The following is a 16,618-nucleotide window of genomic DNA, read 5'->3' on the forward strand; positions in this document are numbered from 1 at the left end:
CACTTGTAAGCTTCACTAAAACAAACTAGATTATGTAACATAATGTTATTATTTTAGCTCTTTATTTTAAAAAATAGTGCAAACTGAATTTCATACTTCAAAAACATGGGTATAGTTGAAAATTATATAAATGGGCTTCGCGACGCTTACATTACTTACAATGGAGGTGAGATTTGGAAGCACTTCGAAACGATAAAACACGGGGTATCCGCTGAATCCATAGAAGAGTTAAAAAGAATATTTCCTTTCATCCCAAAAAGTTTACTTGAACTACTTAGCTTTGTTGATGGAACTTACTATAACGAATACAAAGGAGAAGAAATAACCTTATACTTTTTAGGTTCAGATCTGAATGGGTATCCCTATTATCTACTATCCGCAGAAGAAATGATTAAAAATCAAACGATTGCTTCAGCGTATTATGCAGATTATATTGATAGAGTCTATGGCGATGAAGATATAGATGAAAAAATAACAGATAAAAGTGAAGAAGTCAAATGGTTGCATTTTTCTGATTGTATGAATAACGGAGGAACATCTCAACTATTTATAGACTTTAGTCCCTCAAAAAAGGGGCAGCTAGGTCAAATTGTAAGGTTTGTTCATGATCCCGATGAATTTCTAGTTATTGCCGAAAACTTTGATGCGTATTTGCAACAATTAATAGATAATAAATTCAATTTCATCAACGAAGAGTCTATTGAAAGATAAGTATTCCTACCAATGTTAAACAGCAAAGAAATCTAAGAAGTAAAAAAAAAAAATCGAAACGATACTAGTCATCGTATACTAACAAAAAAATATGACAAAATTAAAACCTAACGGACAAAGAGCAAAAAATGCAATTCTATTGCTATGGATAATGTTAGCACTAGATATTATATCTTTCATTTCGAGCTATTTTCAATACGACTTACTTCAAAATCTAGTAATTGGGAGAGAAATTACAGTAGAAGAAATCAGTGCAAATGATACTAGAGAACAAATCATTGGCTTACTCTATATCTTTGCTTATATTGTTTCTATAATAACCTTCATTCAATGGTTCAGACGTGCATATTACAATTTACATCAAAAAGTATCTAATTTATCCCATGCAGAAGGTTGGGCAGCAGGTAGTTGGTTTGTTCCTATTCTTTGCTTATTTAGACCTTACTTGATTATGAAAGAATTGTATGAGGAAACAAAAGTAGTATTGACAAAAAAAGGGATTCCTTCTATTCAAAATTTGAATACCAATCTTTTAGGCTTATGGTGGGCCTTTTGGCTTTTGAATAATGCCTTTGGGCAATTTGTTCTTCGTTATGCCCAGCGGGCCGAAGCTATTGATGAATTGACAACAACAACAGTAGCAAGTATGGCAAACAATAGTATAGGCATATTACTAGCTCTACTTACGATCAAAGTTATTACAAACTATGCGGCAGTTGAACCTTTGTTAGTAAAAAATGAGGAAGAGCCTATAAACGATTAACACAACAATACGTTTCCATTACAACAATAATAAAACAACAGTAAAAAATGACCACTTTCCCCGTAACAGCATCAACTTTATCAGAAAAAGCGTTAGGAAATTTTATAAAAGAAAACTATCAATTAGCAGAAAATTTTGAATGCAAATTATTCAGAACTGGGGTAAATCACACGTATTTTTTATCTAATGCAGATACAACGTATGTGGTTAGAGTTTACTGTCACAATTGGAGAACAAAAGCCGAAATTCAAGAAGAATTAAAGCTTCTCGAATTACTCAATGCACATAAACTTTCCATTTCAACTCCAATTTCCGATAAAAATGGAAATTTAATTCAAGATATAGTTGCTCCAGAAGGTTTGCGACATATCGTGCTATTTACCTTTGCAGAAGGTGAAAAAATGCGTTTCATGACCAATGAAACTTGTTTTGCAATTGGTTCAATCATGGCGAAAATTCATACTATCACAGCTACAAAAATAATTAATAGAATAAACTACAACGCTGATGTTCTTCTGAATAAAGCTTATGATAAACTAAACTTATTTTTTTCCGATGATTTGAATGAAATGAAATATTTAAAACAAATCTCCTCGAAAATAACAACGCGTTTTGAAAAAACAGTTTTATCCGAAGATAAAAAAGGTATTGTTCACCTTGATATTTGGTATGATAATTTGAGTGTGAATAATGTAAACAAAATTACCCTATTTGACTTTGATAATTGTGGAAATGGTTGTTTGATATTAGATATTGGATATTTTTGCAAACAATTATTTTTCATTGAAGCAGATAAAAAGGAATATGAAACAAAAGTCGAAAGTTTCTTAAACGGTTATAAAAAAGAAAGAAACCTATCGAAAGAAGAACTCGATTTAATTCCTGAAGCTGGCGCTTCAATTTTTGTATTCTATCTTGGTGTTCAAGCACAACGATTTGATTGGTCCAATATTTTCCTCACAGCAAACTACCTCAAGATGTTTGTGGGAAGAATCAAAAATTGGTTGGACTATTATGAACAAAAAAAGAATCACTGCTAAATGGTGTAATTGTTGTACAACCACAATTGTAACATAAAAACGAAATGATACAACCTCATTTAAATTTTTCTAAGCGAGGTTTATTTTTAAATTAAATAACCATGAAAAAGATATTTCCCCTTTTACTTCTAGTCACATTCGCATTGGGACTCCATAGTTGTAAAGAGCAAAAAGAAACGAAAATCGATAAACTATCGGAGGTAGTAGGAAGATGGGAACTCACCTCGGCTAAGCTTTACGATCGAGAAGCCAAGTTTTTAACCGAGACAACTCCCAAGGATGAATTTGGGTGTGGGAACCTAACTTGGATTTTTACCACAGATCAAATCGAGATTTTGACATATATTGGTAAAGATGAAAATGGCAATTGCCTAGAAGAAATTATTCGTTTAAAGTATACGATTCAAGATCATACGATCCATACGATAGACGATATGGGGGTAAAAGAAGAAATGCTCATCACCCATTTGACTGAGGATGAATTCACTTTTATGACTTCTCTACCTAATCCTTTAAATGAGAAAAATAATGCGATTAAATATACAGAGATTAGCTGTAAAAGAATAAAATAGAAAAAGGATTGAACGTTTCTTACACAGACCAATCAAGAATAGGAAATTGTATGATACAACGTAAACCTACGATAATCCTCAAAACAAGGTTAATATCCATTAAAAATAAATAACAATGAAAAAACTGACAATTATATTATGCAGCACCCTTCTTTTTATGGGTTGCGCAAAAAAGAAGGAAAACAATACACCAATGGAACCAACAACGGCAGATAGGACACAAACGGATACCTATAGAATCAAGCTAAATTCCATTGAAGGAGAACCTGGTTTAGCAGATTATGCTAAAGAAGGAAAGGAAGTACAGGGTGAAATCATCCAGCAATTAAACGGTTCCGATGGCAGTGAATACTATGTAGTAAAGCTTGATCAACCCTTTGAATATAGCGAATCGGAATCTACTGCTGTTGCAAAAGCAAATTATCTCATAGTAGGTGGTCGATTTAGAGAGCAACCTTTACAAAAAGGAGCCAACCATACGGTTGTCAATGTAGCTATTGTAGTAGATGATACTGTCCTTACTGACGAACAGTTAGATTTTTCCAAGGCTATCTTTGCAGGAATGGGTGAAGCAACTGAAATTAAGTAATAATTGAACATCCTAATTTAGAAATCTTTTCTCTAAAACGGTTTCTGAATCGAAGTACTAGCAAGTGTCTCCCCTTTTCTATTGACGCAGATATCGTTCGGTGGCAAAAATGAGCAGAATCAGAACCAAAATAAACAAAATAGACCAAGGATTAGCGAAATTAATCGTTAACCCTAAACTTTCTACTCGCTTGGGCACAATCAAACGTTTATCCTGAGGGTTGAAATAAAATATCCCCCATTTCCAATGGGAAGAATCGTTAAAATTTGGGCTACTCATACTGTTTTATTTTGAACTCTTTAATGCACCTTGAGAAGGTACTATTTTTATTTCTTACTTCATTGATAAACTGTACATTTATTTTAAAATACAGTAAAATATCTTCTATTCCATGCTCTAATTTCCTTTTATTTTATTTTTTTGAAACTAAATGTTAATTATCTTAGCCTAAGTCTTTTTATCGATATAAATACGTGGTTTATCGCCCTATACGAAAAAAGGATCTTTCAAGAACACAAAACAACACAACTATGGGATATGATATCAGTTACCACCCGATAAGCGAACAAGAAATAAAAACTTGGTATTTCGATGCATTAGAAGACGAATCAATCATTGAAAAACGAACACAAGAGCATGAAATAGACGAATTCTACGTTGAAAAATACGTCGATACCATCAACGTGGCTAAACAAACGGCTCCTACGGATTATTTTGATAAAACACACGGCTATTATATTGCGGTGATACAGGGTTTTTTCAGAACGTTTTTTTACACTCGTGGTTCTGCTTTTTCGTTTTTAATTCAAGATAAACCTCAGTTTAAAGCATATACCACGCCTTGGGAAGATATTTTACAAGTAAAAGTGCCTAATCCAATCGTAAACAGTTTTGTTGAGAACTACAGTTCTGGCGTTTATATGACTGCAGCTAATGTGGTACAGCTCCTAGATGACTATCAATCGAAGGAAGAGGTAAAAAAGGAGTTAGATGATTTTTACTCTCATAACCGAATCAACGTTTTTCTAAAAGCACTAACTGCAGCAAAGGAAAACAATCTCGGTCTTCTAGAAGCTACAGAGGTAATTGAACCCAATCCAATGGATCTCAATGAATCCACTTGTTATTCCAATTTATTCAATTGTGAGCCAGAAGGTGCATTATTATATCAAGAGGCCATGTTTGAGCAACTAAGGGAATTAGAGGGTAATCAAGATTTAAACGACAACGAAATTCTCGAAAAAACAGAACGCGTAGTAATCACTCCTGAAAATATTGTGCCTGAAAAGAAAAAAGGTTTTTGGCAACGATTATTTGGAAAATAATATGGTCTTTCCATTAGATTGATTGCACGGTTTGTCTTTCACTTATTTACACCAACAGATTAACTTCATCTATAACCTAAATCTCCTATCATCTATGTCATTTTTCAGCAAAATCTTCGGGTCAAAGAACAAAACCCAACAAATAAACGAGAGAAAACCAATGGAGAAGACTGCAACAACTGCAGAGAACTACTCCCCTTTCACCTTAAACAAAGTTGCTTGGACTTTTTCGGCTCAATTTTACACCGATAGGGAAGAGTTTAACCAAGAGGTAATCGAGTATCAAAATCGTATCTATAAAACAAATGAAAATTGGAAGCCCAACGAAGTTGTCTTTGATTTTCCTGAACTGCAAATTCAATATATGGCTTGGGTAAAAGGAGCTTCTGATTTACTTGAAAACGAAACCTTGATTGAAGAGGATCGACATGTTTTTGAAGAAGAGCCTAATGAAGAGGAGGATGATATGTATCAGGTGGAGATTTTAGCGAAGTTAACCGCTGACAATGGCAAGCACTTTACGGCTTTAGAATTTCTACTAAAAACCCACAATCAACAGGTAAACAAAGAGCTGGGTGATCACGTATTTTTTGAAGGTACGGATGAAAAACCTCAACTCATCGAGGGTATTCCTACTTGTTATATCGCTTGTGGTAGTTGAGCAAAATTTAAAGCACTGTAACCCTAATTTTAGCTTTAAAATAATGCAAAAACACTTAATTATTATCATTTTTCTATTGCTGTTTAGCCTTGTTGGAACTGCTCAGCACAGAAATTTTAGTGACTCCAATCCGCCCCATGTAACGGAAGTATCTTTCGACAGTCAACATATTATTTTAAATCACAAAATTGCCTATAAATACGAAAGAATAGAGAATCACTTTATCATAAAAGACAAAGAAGGACAAAATATCATTGAGGGAGATATTGAAAATATAGGGTATCAAAGGTTTAAGAGTACAATTCATTTTCTTGCTCAAGATATCACGTTTTCAAATCCAGAAATTGTAGGCAGAAACGACTTAATTTTTGCCTTTGTAAATTTCAATGTTTTTGAGAAAGATGGATCTATAAATGAGGAAAGACTAAAATTATTCTTCGAGAAATTTAATCAATTCGAAGTGGAATAAATAACCTTCCTTGCCAATTCATGAAAAAGTAGTAAGTATTAACAAGAACTACCCCTTTACTTTCTCATTTCGAATGGTCACGCAAATCAATCGATATCCTGCATCTGTGCGTAAGAACTCAAAGTGATTTTGGGTAAAGCTCTTTTTACTTTGATGCGAAATTACAATCGTCATGGTTGGATACTGCCAATCTTTCGATTCTCTGCAATTATTAAAATAGGTATCGAACTCAACGCCTTCAAACATAAAGGGATTCAATCCATCTTGAGAAATAAAATAATCGCAATTGGGTTGTGCAATCTCCAGTAATCCCCTTTTAAGAATAGCAAAGTTGTCTTTGATAAACTGCTCTTTAATTGTCGTTGACCACCCTGTAGCGGATTCCCACGTAAGAGTGTGATACGAGGCTTGTACTAATTTTTCTTTGGTGAGGTTTACAAGCAAATCATCAGTCAGCCATTGTCTAAACTCGGTTTCAAAATCCATAAATGAATAGATTAAACCAGCTGTCCCAACAAATTCTTTTCGCGTTGAATTGGAAGAAGGTTTACTCGATTTTTCAAGGGAATAAAAGTTGATTGCCTTATCATAAGCAAAATTTTCTACCAAAACGTTATTCAGTGTATCGAGAAGTACTTCTTCTCCACCCGACCAACTAAAGTGATTACAGCCCGCATGACTACCTTCATCCCAATACTTTTTCTCTGCCCCTCTTAGCGCCACTACCATGCCGTTTCTCACCCGAGTTAAATCATTATAGATTGCTGGTATAACAATATCTCCCTTGCTGTTGAACATACCCGCCTTGTCTGTTTTCGGATCTCTAAAACGAATAAATCCTTCGCTTTCACAATCGGCACCATTGTCGTAAATATGCAATTGCCCCAAACCAACTTCTTTCCCTTCTTTGGTGAGGTAGTAACTTTTCCATCCCTCATCCGTCTCTTCGGATACCGCGATAATGTTGTCAAACTTATGCGCTGAGGAATATCCCATAAACTTAGGTTCGATTTGAACGATTCCGCGTGAATCTTTATAGCCGATGTGTATGCTGTCATTCGAAAAAAAGGCGGTCCAGGTATCCTTGTTTTGCGCAACTAAAGCAGAATTACAAGACATTAGGAAACAAAGGAATAAATAATAGTTCATCTTCATTTGAATGGTTATTTTAGATATGAATCGTGAGTAAAATGACAGTTAAAGCTGTTATTCTTTGTATTTCCCTTCGGATCAAAGACTAAAACCACAGACGGAATAACACTGCTAATTTAATTTTATTTGAGATATGATTGGGATAAGATACTTCTATTTTCTTAGAAAAAAGAAATCTATTTCTTATCCTGTGATAAATTTTAGCTGCACAAAGCCTTCTACATTTACAAAAAACAAAAATAGAATTAACATGAACTGGATTATTCTAATTATCGCTGGCCTATTTGAAGTAGGCTATACGTTTTGTTTAGGGAAAGCAAAAATAACAACGGGAAATGTAGCTACCTCTTGGTATACGGGTTTCACTATAGCCATGATCATCAGCATGCTTCTTTTGATTAAAGCTACACAAACCTTACCTCTGGGTACAGCCTATGCCATTTGGACCGGCATTGGCGCCGTTGGAACCGTCTTACTAGGTATCATCGTATTTAAAGATCCTACTTCATTTTGGAGATTGTTTTTCATTACCACCTTAATTGCTTCCATTATTGGATTGAAAGTAGTATCGAGTTAAATAGCATGCAAACTAAAACCAGGAATAACTTCATAAACACTACACAAACAAATAGGAAAAATCGTTAACAACGTTTTTACCAATATAACAACAACTTAATTAATTGATCCAATGAAACTTTTGCAATACGCCTTGTCTCTTTTACTTCTTTTTTTCTCTGTTACAACTTTTGCACAAGAGAAAGAAATCAACAATAAAAGTAAAAAAATAAGCGAAACCATTGAACATCATCTGCTAGATGATTATTACTTTACCTTATTTAAAGATGAAAAAGAAAATAAAACCTATGGATTTCCCTTGCCTATTATTCTCATGGATCAAGGAGTAAAAATCTTTTCTTCATCAGCCTTCATCCAAGGAAATCAACAAGCAAAACAGGGAGACAACTACTATATTTTAGATCACAATAAAATATACAAAGCTGATGTAAATGGACAAAAGATATTAGTTAATGGGAAACCGGTAAAGCCCTTCGACCTTTCCATTACAAAAAGCGTGGTAGGCCTAATTTTTATTGCTTTGCTACTATTTCTTTTCTTTACCCGATTAGCCAAAAGTTATAAAAAAGATCCTACGAAAGTACCGAATGGAATGGGTCGATTACTAGAGCCTTTGATTCTATATGTAAGAGATGAAATTGCAAAACCCAACATAGGAACTAAATATAAACAATATATGCCCTATTTATTATCTGTGTTTTTTTTAATCTGGATGGTCAATATATTGGGTTTAACTCCGTTTGGTTTCAATATTACCGGTAATATCAGTGTGACCTTCTGTTTGGCACTTTTAACTTTAATCATTGTCAATGTTAAAGGCACTAAATCCTACTGGCAACATATACTCTGGATGCCCGGTGTTCCTTATCCTGTACGATTAATCTTACTGCCAATTGAGGTATTGGGAATTTTTACCAAAGGACTTTCCCTCATGATTCGATTATATGCCAATAATGTGGCTGGTCATACGGTTATCATGGGGTTGATAGCGATTATCTTTCTCTTGAATGAGGAATTTACAGTCGGGGGTAGTATAAGTATTTCTTTGTTATTGACCTTGTTTATTTATATCATTAAGATTTTAGCTGCCTTTCTACAGGCCTATATTTTTACGATTTTGTCGGCTCTATTTATTGGCCAAGCCGTGGAGGAACAGCAGCATTAGACCAATTATTTACGATATAAACCAAGATTTATAGATCATGTGGTCAATTTCATAGAGCTTCACTGCAAAAAAGGTGTAAAAGAAACGGTGATCAACGTAGTAATTGTAAAAAATAGTACAGTACAACACTATTGTGATAAAACAAAATGGGCCTACGTATTATCTTACTGTAAACGAATAGGCCCATTCCATTCAACGGGAATTTTAAAGTTACAACCAAGCGTATCTCCTTTATTCTACCTTTTCCACTATCATAACTAAATTATTCTTTTTTATATAAGCAACAACTTTGTACAATTCATTACCTTCTTCTAAACTAATATAGGTTATTGACATTTCGTCTTTACTTATCTCTAAACGATCATTCCCATCACCCGAATCTTTGTTTAAGTAATGCCATGTTGACCCAGCGAAGTTTTTTGTTCTGAACGAAGAAATATTACCTATACTCTTAGTGTTCCAAACAGAAGCAGATGACATTTTAGATGAATTCATTTTAAACTGTAAATAACCGTATACAGAACCATAAACATAATTGAAACGCATGCTGAGGTTATTCAACTGAATCTCTGAATCTTGAGTGGTGCTTTGCCAGATCCTTGTTACCTTTCGTATAGAAGTAATTTTTTTTACATCCTCTACCTTATAATTAATATCCCAGTATTTTCCACTATTAGCAACGATAGAAACAAATCCATTCGGTGGAACAGCAACCGTATAACTAAATCGATCTGTTCCTCCACCTTGGCGAAAATACACGTTACTTTTAATTTCAATGGTTTTATTGGAAGAGAGATTTTTAATATTATACATTCTTCCTTGTACATCGTTGTCACTAATAATAGGCATTGTAAAGACAGTATTATTTGTTGTTCCTGTAAAAGCAATGGTATAATCATCATCCCTTATGGTATAAGTAGAAGCAGACACTTCTTTATATTTTCCTGCAATAGAACCATCTACGGTTAAGGTACTTGAAACGTTAGTTGTACCAATACCAATTTGTGCAAACCCCAAATAAGCCATCATACACATCATCATTACGCTTGTTTTTCTCATTGTTGTATAGAATTTATTGGCAAATAAAAGGACTTACAAAAAAAAACATATGGTCAAGTGTAAAAAAATACTGAATCAAAATCAGCTTATTTTCCTGAACAAATAAAATGTAATTTTTACTTTTAAAAAAAATAACAACCAACTAATAAACAACCACTTAAAACCAATAAAATTTAAAATAGAGCAACGAAATTCAACAAAATAAAAACTATTTAATATTGGTATTTTTATATAATTGGCAAAAAAATAAAAACGTTTCTTTTCTTTTATAGTACAACCGGAATCGCCCTCATTTAACTACTGTGAAAATTCTACATTAATTTTCTTCCTTTTCCTATATAGAGTTAACATATTGATAATATTGGAGTAACCTTTACTTTAAAGGAAACGATGTTTTTTGTGTCAATGAAACAGCTATACATTCTTACACGAAAAAACCTGCTAATTCTCTCGTCTTTACTTCTATTATCTTGTGGAGACAAGAACCATTCAATCAAGATGAAGGGGTCGGATACGGAGGTTAACCTTGCAGTTAACTTAGCAGAACAATACACAGAAGTAGATGCCGATTTTAGTATTGCTATCTCTGGAGGGGGATCGGGAATCGGAATCACCTCTTTGTTAAACGGTCAGGCAGATATTGCCAATTCTTCACGTCCTTTATCAGAGAAGGAAATCCAACAATTTGAGGACAAAAAAATCAAGGTGAGAACAGTGATTTTTGCAGAAGATGCCACAGCTTTTGTTATCCACAAAGACCTACCCATCGAGGAGATTGACTTGGAAACCTTAGCCAAGATTATGAAAGGTGAAATCACCAATTGGAATCAGCTGACGGATGTGAATTTACCTATTAATATTTACGGTCGTCAAAGCAGTTCAGGAACACATTCCTTCATTAAGAAGAAGCTTAAAATAGAATTCTCAAATGCAGCCAAGGAAATGACGGGTAATGCCCAGATTCTCGAGGGTATCAAAACTGATAAATCGGGAATTGGCTATGTGGGGGCGGGCTATATCTCGCATGAAACAGCAACCAATCCAACGGTTAAAATTTTAAGCATCAAAGAAACACCTACATCAGTTGCCTACTCTCCTATCGATGCTCACGCCATCAACAACAGTCTCTACTTTTTTCAACGTCCGTTATATCAGTTTATCCTAGAGGATTCTTGGGAAAAGGTAAAGCCGTTTATCGATTTTGAAAGTAGTGAAACGGGAAAAAAGCTAATTAAAGAACATGGATATTACATTATAGAACGACCATAAAATGAAATATAAAGTTAGAATAAGTTTAGATATTGCCTTTCAATATATCTTTAAAGCCACAGGTTTATTAGTGCTTTGCTTGTTAGGTGGGATTTTAGCCCTGTTGATTTACAATTCGATTTCCTTCTTTATGGATGTGAAACCGCTTGATTTTATTACAGGAATGGAGTGGAATCCAACGGCAAAAAACCCCGCTTACGGTATGCTTCCTTTAATCTTGAGTACAACGCTAGTTACTTTTGGAGCGATGTTAATTGCCATTCCTTTGGGAATAGGTACTGCTGCCTTTATCTCTGAGTATGCAGGAACGCGATTGAAAAACATCTTGAAACCCGCTATTGAAATGCTTGCTGCTGTTCCATCTGTCGTAATTGGCTTTTTAGGTATCGTTGTGGTGAGTCCAGGATTAGCGGATATGGCAGGTTTACCCAATGGATTAAACGCCTTAAATGGTGCTATATTACTAGCGGTAATGGCTCTACCAACCATCATTACTATTGCAGAAGATGCAATTCACGCCGTACCCAAAACTTATAAAGAAGCGAGCTATGGTGTGGGAGCGACCAAATGGCAAACCCTTCGCAAGGTAATCATTCCCGCGGCAGCTCCAGGAATTATCTCAGCCATTATGTTGGGCGTAGGACGCGCTATTGGAGAAACGATGACGGTTTTAATGGCAACAGGTAATGCCGCCTTGATTCCAACAGGTTTTTTCGATTCAGTAAAAACCATGACTGCAACTATCGCGATTGAAATGGGAGAAGTGCCCTATCAAACCACACACTACTACGGATTATACGCTCTAGCGACTGTTTTGTTCTTTATGACCTTAATTGCCAATCTTGTAGGAGAATATTTTATCAACCGATTAAGAAAATATCATGCAGCCTAATAAATTTAAATTATCTTCTATCATTGAATGGGGAACCCTTGTAGGAACAACACTTATCGTTTGCTTTTTCTTGGTTGTCATCCTTTTGGAAATTGTAAGTAAAGGTGCAGGAAGTCTATCCTGGGAATTTATTTCTAGTGTACCCAAAGAAGGAATGACTAAAGGAGGAATCTTAACTCCGATTATAGGAACCGTTTTAATTACCTTGATTACCGCCTTGTTTAGTATTCCTTTTGGTGTATGTTGTGCTATTTACTTGAATGAATATGCAGAAAACAATTGGTTAACGCGTATTATTCGCGCAGCTATTCGAAATTTATCAGGAGTTCCTTCGATTATATACGGGTTATTTGGATTGGCTTTGTTCGTTCAAACCCTGCAATTGGGAACCTCTCTCTTGGCAGCGGGATTGACCTTAGGATTGCTGTCTCTTCCCTACATCATCACTACCACAGAAGAGGCCTTAATGCAAATTCCCAATAGTACCAGAGAAGCAGCTTTAGCTGTTGGGGCAACCAAATTTGAAACCATCAAAGATGTAGTGATTCCCTCTGCCGTTCCTGGAATTCTAACCGGAGTTGTTTTAACCCTGTCCAGAGCTGCAGGAGAAACCGCCCCTATCCTCTTTACAGGAGCTGCCTTTTACATCAGTGATACCAATGGGTATATCAACCAAGAATTCATGGCTTTGCCGTATCACTTATACATGTTATCTACCCAACACCAATCGATTGACGAGGTGAGACCCATTGCCTATGGAACGGCATTAGTCTTAATTGTTGTGGTGTTTTTATTAAACCTAAGCGCATTTTATATCCGTTATAAATTCAGAAAAAATGAAAACTAAATTATCAGCTGACCACTTAAACATTAACTTTGGAGGCAAACACGTTTTAAAGAATGTAAGTGTAGCATTTGAAGAAAATAAAATCACGGCTTTAATTGGTCCTTCAGGTTGTGGAAAAAGTACCTTATTACGCAGCTTTAACCGCATGCACGACTTGGTTCCTTATGCCAAAATTCAAGGTTCGATCAAGCTAGAAGATCAAGATATTTATGCCAAAAACATACCCGTAACAGAAATTAGAAAGCGCATAGGTATGGTGTTTCAAAAAGCCAATCCCTTTCCGAAAAGCATCTATGACAATATCGCTTACGGTTTAAAAATCAACAATCTACCACACGATAAGAGTGTGATTGAAAAAGCCTTAATAGAAGCCTTTTTATGGGATGAAGTAAAGGACGATTTAAAAATGCCCGCTCATCGTTTATCGGGAGGGCAACAACAACGTCTTTGCATTGCAAGAGCGGTAGCACTGCGTCCAGAGGTAATTTTAATGGACGAACCTTGTTCAGCTTTAGATCCAGTGAGTACCATCAAAATTGAAGAATTAATTCTCCATCTAAAGGAAAAATACACCATTGCCATTGTAACACACAATATGCAACAAGCCCAGCGCATCGCGGATCATACTTATTTTATGTATCTAGGTGAAGTAAAAGAAAGTGGATTGACGCAAGACATCTTTGAAAACCCCAAACACGAGATGACCAAGAATTACATCAATGGGGTATTTGGGTAAAAAATACTATGCTAAGGCAAAAAACGGAAAAAATACAAAAGGGTATAGCTTGTTATCTTAAACAAGTACTAGACCCTTTTATTTTCTATTGGAATTATCTCGAGATGAACTGATCTCTTTTTTCAACAGACTCAGTTTCCTTTTGCATCAATTGACGAACGAGAGGATTCGTGATAAAATGCGACTCACAATCTTTAGATTTTGGATCAGCAGCAGTATAATATGAGACCCTCACAGGCGTAGGATTAGGACAGTTAATAGAAGATCCTCCAAAAGTTCCGTAATATATTCCGGGTTCTACAGCTTGTGGATTTGCAACAGGAATTGTTCCAGTCGCATTCATCCACCAATTAACCCTTGTACTACCTAAAGGTAAAAAGCGGGGGACTGCATCATCTAAATTAAAAGTAGTACCCATACAAATTTTTTGATCATCTAACATCAATTGGGACATGGCTCCACAAACACGTACTCCAGCTGTACCATTAAAACTGTATTCGTTTAGAAATTGACTCAATAAATTATCTGACATATTTCCATCCCTTTTATGTCCAATAAATCCAAATCTAGCTTGACATTGTTTAATGATTAAGGCATTATCTCCCCCTGTTTCTACGGCTATCACTCTATCGTTTATATTCAAAGTCAATGGGTTGTCCACCGTTATGCCCCCAGATGTAGAAGTAGAATACATTAATTTTACTGCTTTACCCCATACTCCATTAAGACTATTTAATCCCCATCTCCACAATTTGCCATCTACGGTCAATACATTAACTTCTGCAGAAGATACATAATGCTCATTAGGGCTAATCCACGCAATATTATCCCCTAACGAATAAGTTATCCCTCCTATTATTTGAGTGGCTGATACCTGGTACCAACTGCTGGATTGGGGAAGCACACTATTATCTCCTAGTTGCCCATCATAATTTCCACCTAACGTATACAGTCTTCCATTTGTACATAAAAGATAATAGCTACTTTTTCCACTGCTATAAGTTAGAGCAATCATTTTGGGTGTAATTCCACTAGGCTTTACCATTGCTGTGGCATAAACTCTATTAATAGCGTCAGTATTATTTCCTAAATACGTCGCCATCCCCCAGGTATAAATCCCCCCTTCGGCAGTAAGAGCCATCAAAGCAGAGGAAGATCCTCGTACAGCCACTACATTTTCTAAAGGAGTATTGGGCGCTGTACTTACACGATGCCATACTGCATCATTTTGGTTTGTACTTGGTGCTCCATCTCCATAAAATCCACTTCCACCGGTTCTAATTAAGCTCCAAGCTTGTCCTTCATAGGTAACAACCACAAGCACTTGAGTTGCACCAAACATCATTTTTACATCTTCGGGTTTTACACCATAGGGCAATCCATCCGCTTTAACAGCTCCATTATTAACATTATATGTACCTATGGAAACTTTCTTAAAACTTTTATTCAATTCACTGTAAATAAGTTCCGAAATTAAATTTCCATTGTATCCCCATACATACAATCCTTCTGTTGTTAATACAGCAAACTGAGGAGCACCACCTCCCAAGGTAAATCGCAAGATAGTCCCTCTTAACTGATGCACCCCACTTCCATAATTATTTCCATTAAGTGTTATAGGACTCGCAATACTCTCACTCCTTGGCCCTGCGCCTTCTCCCCATACAAGAACCCTTCCATCATATTCCCTTAACATCATACTATGATAACCTGCCACTATATTATCATATTCTATCGTATTGGGATCTGAACTATTTAAATACGCATTCCCACAATTTTGAGCATAAGACCTATTAGTAGTCCCCAATAGGAACATCAACCCTATAGTACACCAAAAAAGACTTGATATATAATGATTCATCTCCATTACTTTTTTAATTAAACATTCGCGATGTATTTTCTTAAAAGCCAGCAAATAAACTTGCTCAACAACCATCGTTCTACTTTTCGTTTTATTTAATTACAAATACAATATTCATATAAGTAGTCACTGTTGCACTGCCAATAATGTCATAGGTTAAGATGCCATCATCGTCAATCTGGACATTTGCTAATACAGAAGTATCATAATAGGTAATGTAATAATCCATTTGATTTTTGTCATAGGTTACAATATCAGGTGATGCTGCACCAGGATTTTTAATTAATCCACCTGAATAAGGCATACTTCCTCCTGCTGCTCCATGCGAAATAAAATAGGTTGAATTAGCTGCTCCAGCTGCTCCACCAGTAAATTGATTGACATAATCTTGATATAAATCTCTTTTCAAACCTGTAGCTAAAGTTGTTGTTGTGAAAATGACAGATGGCATATAAAAGAAACGAGGCACAGCTTTATACTCTACTTGTCCATTTTCTCCTGTCGCGGTAGGTACCATTCCAGCCAAAGCAGTATCTGCATTCATTTTCGATGCGGATACTGCTTGGCTCGCTAATTTAGGCATAGTAATTCCCCCATTCGCAACACGAACACTTGCATTAGTCAATAATTTCCCTACCCCATCTGTAGCAGCGTAAAACTCAATTCCTTCAGATACTGTTAAATCACCATTACCGACCAATTCTCGAATATCTAAGTCTGTAGACACTCCTTCTTCGTCACTATAAGTTAAAGTTCCCTCAACAAAATTTCCAGATACAGTGGTTAATGTCTCATGCGTCTTGACTACATTTGCTAAATCTAAAACCTTCGAATCTCCTCTTTCATCAACATATGTCAACGATCCTGCAGCAGCATCCAAGTCAACAGCGGTTAATGTCTCATGCGTCTTGACCACATTCGCTAAATCTAG

The 16,618-nt window shown here is 35.6% G+C and carries 18 protein-coding genes and 1 pseudogene; 14 read left to right on the forward strand and 5 right to left on the reverse strand.

Annotated elements, in window-relative coordinates; all coding sequences use genetic code 11:
• Positions 1 to 105: 105 nt before the first annotated feature.
• The 5 genes from HX004_RS15675 (at position 106) to HX004_RS15695 (ending at position 3,675) form a co-directional block, all read left to right on the forward strand.
• On the forward strand, positions 106 to 711 hold the full coding sequence (locus HX004_RS15675) for an SMI1/KNR4 family protein (RefSeq protein ID WP_286443568.1): 606 nt from the start codon (positions 106 to 108) through the stop codon (positions 709 to 711).
• A 91-nt stretch (positions 712 to 802) separates the two neighbouring features.
• Positions 803 to 1,474, forward strand: coding sequence for a DUF4328 domain-containing protein (locus HX004_RS15680; RefSeq protein WP_286443569.1), 672 nt, complete (start codon positions 803 to 805; stop codon positions 1,472 to 1,474).
• Positions 1,475 to 1,521: 47 nt separating this feature from the next.
• On the forward strand, positions 1,522 to 2,514 hold the full coding sequence (locus HX004_RS15685) for a phosphotransferase (protein ID WP_286443571.1): 993 nt from the start codon (positions 1,522 to 1,524) through the stop codon (positions 2,512 to 2,514).
• 101 nt (positions 2,515 to 2,615) lie between these two features.
• Positions 2,616 to 3,086 carry a lipocalin family protein gene (locus HX004_RS15690; RefSeq protein WP_286443573.1) on the forward strand — a complete coding sequence of 157 codons (471 nt, stop codon included), beginning with the start codon at positions 2,616 to 2,618 and terminating at the stop codon, positions 3,084 to 3,086.
• A 115-nt stretch (positions 3,087 to 3,201) separates the two neighbouring features.
• On the forward strand, positions 3,202 to 3,675 hold the full coding sequence (locus tag HX004_RS15695; protein ID WP_286443575.1) for a hypothetical protein: 474 nt from the start codon (positions 3,202 to 3,204) through the stop codon (positions 3,673 to 3,675).
• Positions 3,676 to 3,753: 78 nt separating this feature from the next.
• On the opposite strand, the gene HX004_RS15700 is transcribed toward HX004_RS15695, so the two are convergent.
• Complete coding sequence (locus tag HX004_RS15700) at positions 3,754 to 3,954, reverse strand: DUF5808 domain-containing protein (protein WP_286443577.1); 201 nt, start codon at positions 3,952 to 3,954, stop codon at positions 3,754 to 3,756.
• A gap of 251 nt (positions 3,955 to 4,205) precedes the next feature.
• Here HX004_RS15700 and HX004_RS15705 point away from each other — a divergent pair, with 251 nt between their 5' ends.
• From HX004_RS15705 to HX004_RS15715, 3 genes are all read left to right on the forward strand, one after another.
• Positions 4,206 to 5,000: a hypothetical protein gene (locus HX004_RS15705; RefSeq protein ID WP_286443578.1), complete on the forward strand. Its 795-nt coding sequence runs from the start codon at positions 4,206 to 4,208 to the stop codon at positions 4,998 to 5,000.
• A gap of 160 nt (positions 5,001 to 5,160) precedes the next feature.
• Positions 5,161 to 5,661 (forward strand): hypothetical protein, encoded by a 501-nt coding sequence (locus HX004_RS15710; protein ID WP_286443579.1) that lies wholly within the window; start codon positions 5,161 to 5,163, stop codon positions 5,659 to 5,661.
• Between the two features lie 43 nt (positions 5,662 to 5,704).
• On the forward strand, positions 5,705 to 6,130 hold the full coding sequence (locus tag HX004_RS15715) for a hypothetical protein (RefSeq protein ID WP_286443581.1): 426 nt from the start codon (positions 5,705 to 5,707) through the stop codon (positions 6,128 to 6,130).
• 48 nt (positions 6,131 to 6,178) lie between these two features.
• On the opposite strand, the gene HX004_RS15720 is transcribed toward HX004_RS15715, so the two are convergent.
• Positions 6,179 to 7,285 carry a hypothetical protein gene (locus HX004_RS15720; protein WP_286443582.1) on the reverse strand — a complete coding sequence of 369 codons (1,107 nt, stop codon included), beginning with the start codon at positions 7,283 to 7,285 and terminating at the stop codon, positions 6,179 to 6,181.
• 247 nt (positions 7,286 to 7,532) lie between these two features.
• Between HX004_RS15720 and HX004_RS15725 the strand changes: the two genes are divergently transcribed.
• Positions 7,533 to 7,859, forward strand: a complete 327-nt coding sequence (locus HX004_RS15725; protein WP_286443584.1) for a DMT family transporter — start codon at positions 7,533 to 7,535, stop codon at positions 7,857 to 7,859.
• A 111-nt stretch (positions 7,860 to 7,970) separates the two neighbouring features.
• Complete coding sequence (atpB, locus tag HX004_RS15730; protein ID WP_286443586.1) at positions 7,971 to 9,023, forward strand: F0F1 ATP synthase subunit A; 1,053 nt, start codon at positions 7,971 to 7,973, stop codon at positions 9,021 to 9,023.
• A 231-nt stretch (positions 9,024 to 9,254) separates the two neighbouring features.
• Here the strand turns inward: atpB and HX004_RS15735 are convergent, their stop codons facing one another.
• Positions 9,255 to 10,082: a hypothetical protein gene (locus tag HX004_RS15735; protein WP_286443588.1), complete on the reverse strand. Its 828-nt coding sequence runs from the start codon at positions 10,080 to 10,082 to the stop codon at positions 9,255 to 9,257.
• Between the two features lie 498 nt (positions 10,083 to 10,580).
• Between HX004_RS15735 and HX004_RS15740 the strand changes: the two genes are divergently transcribed.
• From HX004_RS15740 to pstB, 4 genes are read left to right on the forward strand one after another with little or no spacing between them, the layout of a single operon-like run.
• The gene (locus HX004_RS15740; protein ID WP_286443590.1) at positions 10,581 to 11,351 is read left to right on the forward strand and encodes a substrate-binding domain-containing protein; all 771 of its coding nucleotides are present in this window, start codon (positions 10,581 to 10,583) and stop codon (positions 11,349 to 11,351) included.
• A 1-nt stretch (position 11,352) separates the two neighbouring features.
• Positions 11,353 to 12,243 carry a phosphate ABC transporter permease subunit PstC gene (gene pstC, locus HX004_RS15745; protein ID WP_286443592.1) on the forward strand — a complete coding sequence of 297 codons (891 nt, stop codon included), beginning with the start codon at positions 11,353 to 11,355 and terminating at the stop codon, positions 12,241 to 12,243.
• Complete coding sequence (gene pstA / locus HX004_RS15750; protein ID WP_286443594.1) at positions 12,233 to 13,090, forward strand: phosphate ABC transporter permease PstA; 858 nt, start codon at positions 12,233 to 12,235, stop codon at positions 13,088 to 13,090. The genes pstC and pstA overlap by 11 nt, the downstream gene beginning before the upstream one ends.
• Positions 13,080 to 13,826, forward strand: a complete 747-nt coding sequence (pstB, locus tag HX004_RS15755) for a phosphate ABC transporter ATP-binding protein PstB (protein WP_286443596.1) — start codon at positions 13,080 to 13,082, stop codon at positions 13,824 to 13,826. Before pstA ends, pstB begins: the two co-directional genes overlap by 11 nt.
• A 94-nt stretch (positions 13,827 to 13,920) precedes the next feature.
• On the opposite strand, the gene HX004_RS15760 is transcribed toward pstB, so the two are convergent.
• Both HX004_RS15760 and HX004_RS15765 read right to left on the reverse strand, forming a co-directional pair.
• Positions 13,921 to 15,687, reverse strand: a complete 1,767-nt coding sequence (locus HX004_RS15760) for an RCC1 domain-containing protein (RefSeq protein ID WP_286443598.1) — start codon at positions 15,685 to 15,687, stop codon at positions 13,921 to 13,923.
• 91 nt (positions 15,688 to 15,778) lie between these two features.
• Positions 15,779 to 16,618 (reverse strand): annotated as a pseudogene (locus HX004_RS15765) (hypothetical protein); the annotation flags it as partial.

This window comes from Myroides sp. 1354, from assembly GCF_030324495.1.
Lineage (GTDB): Bacteria > Bacteroidota > Bacteroidia > Flavobacteriales > Flavobacteriaceae > Flavobacterium.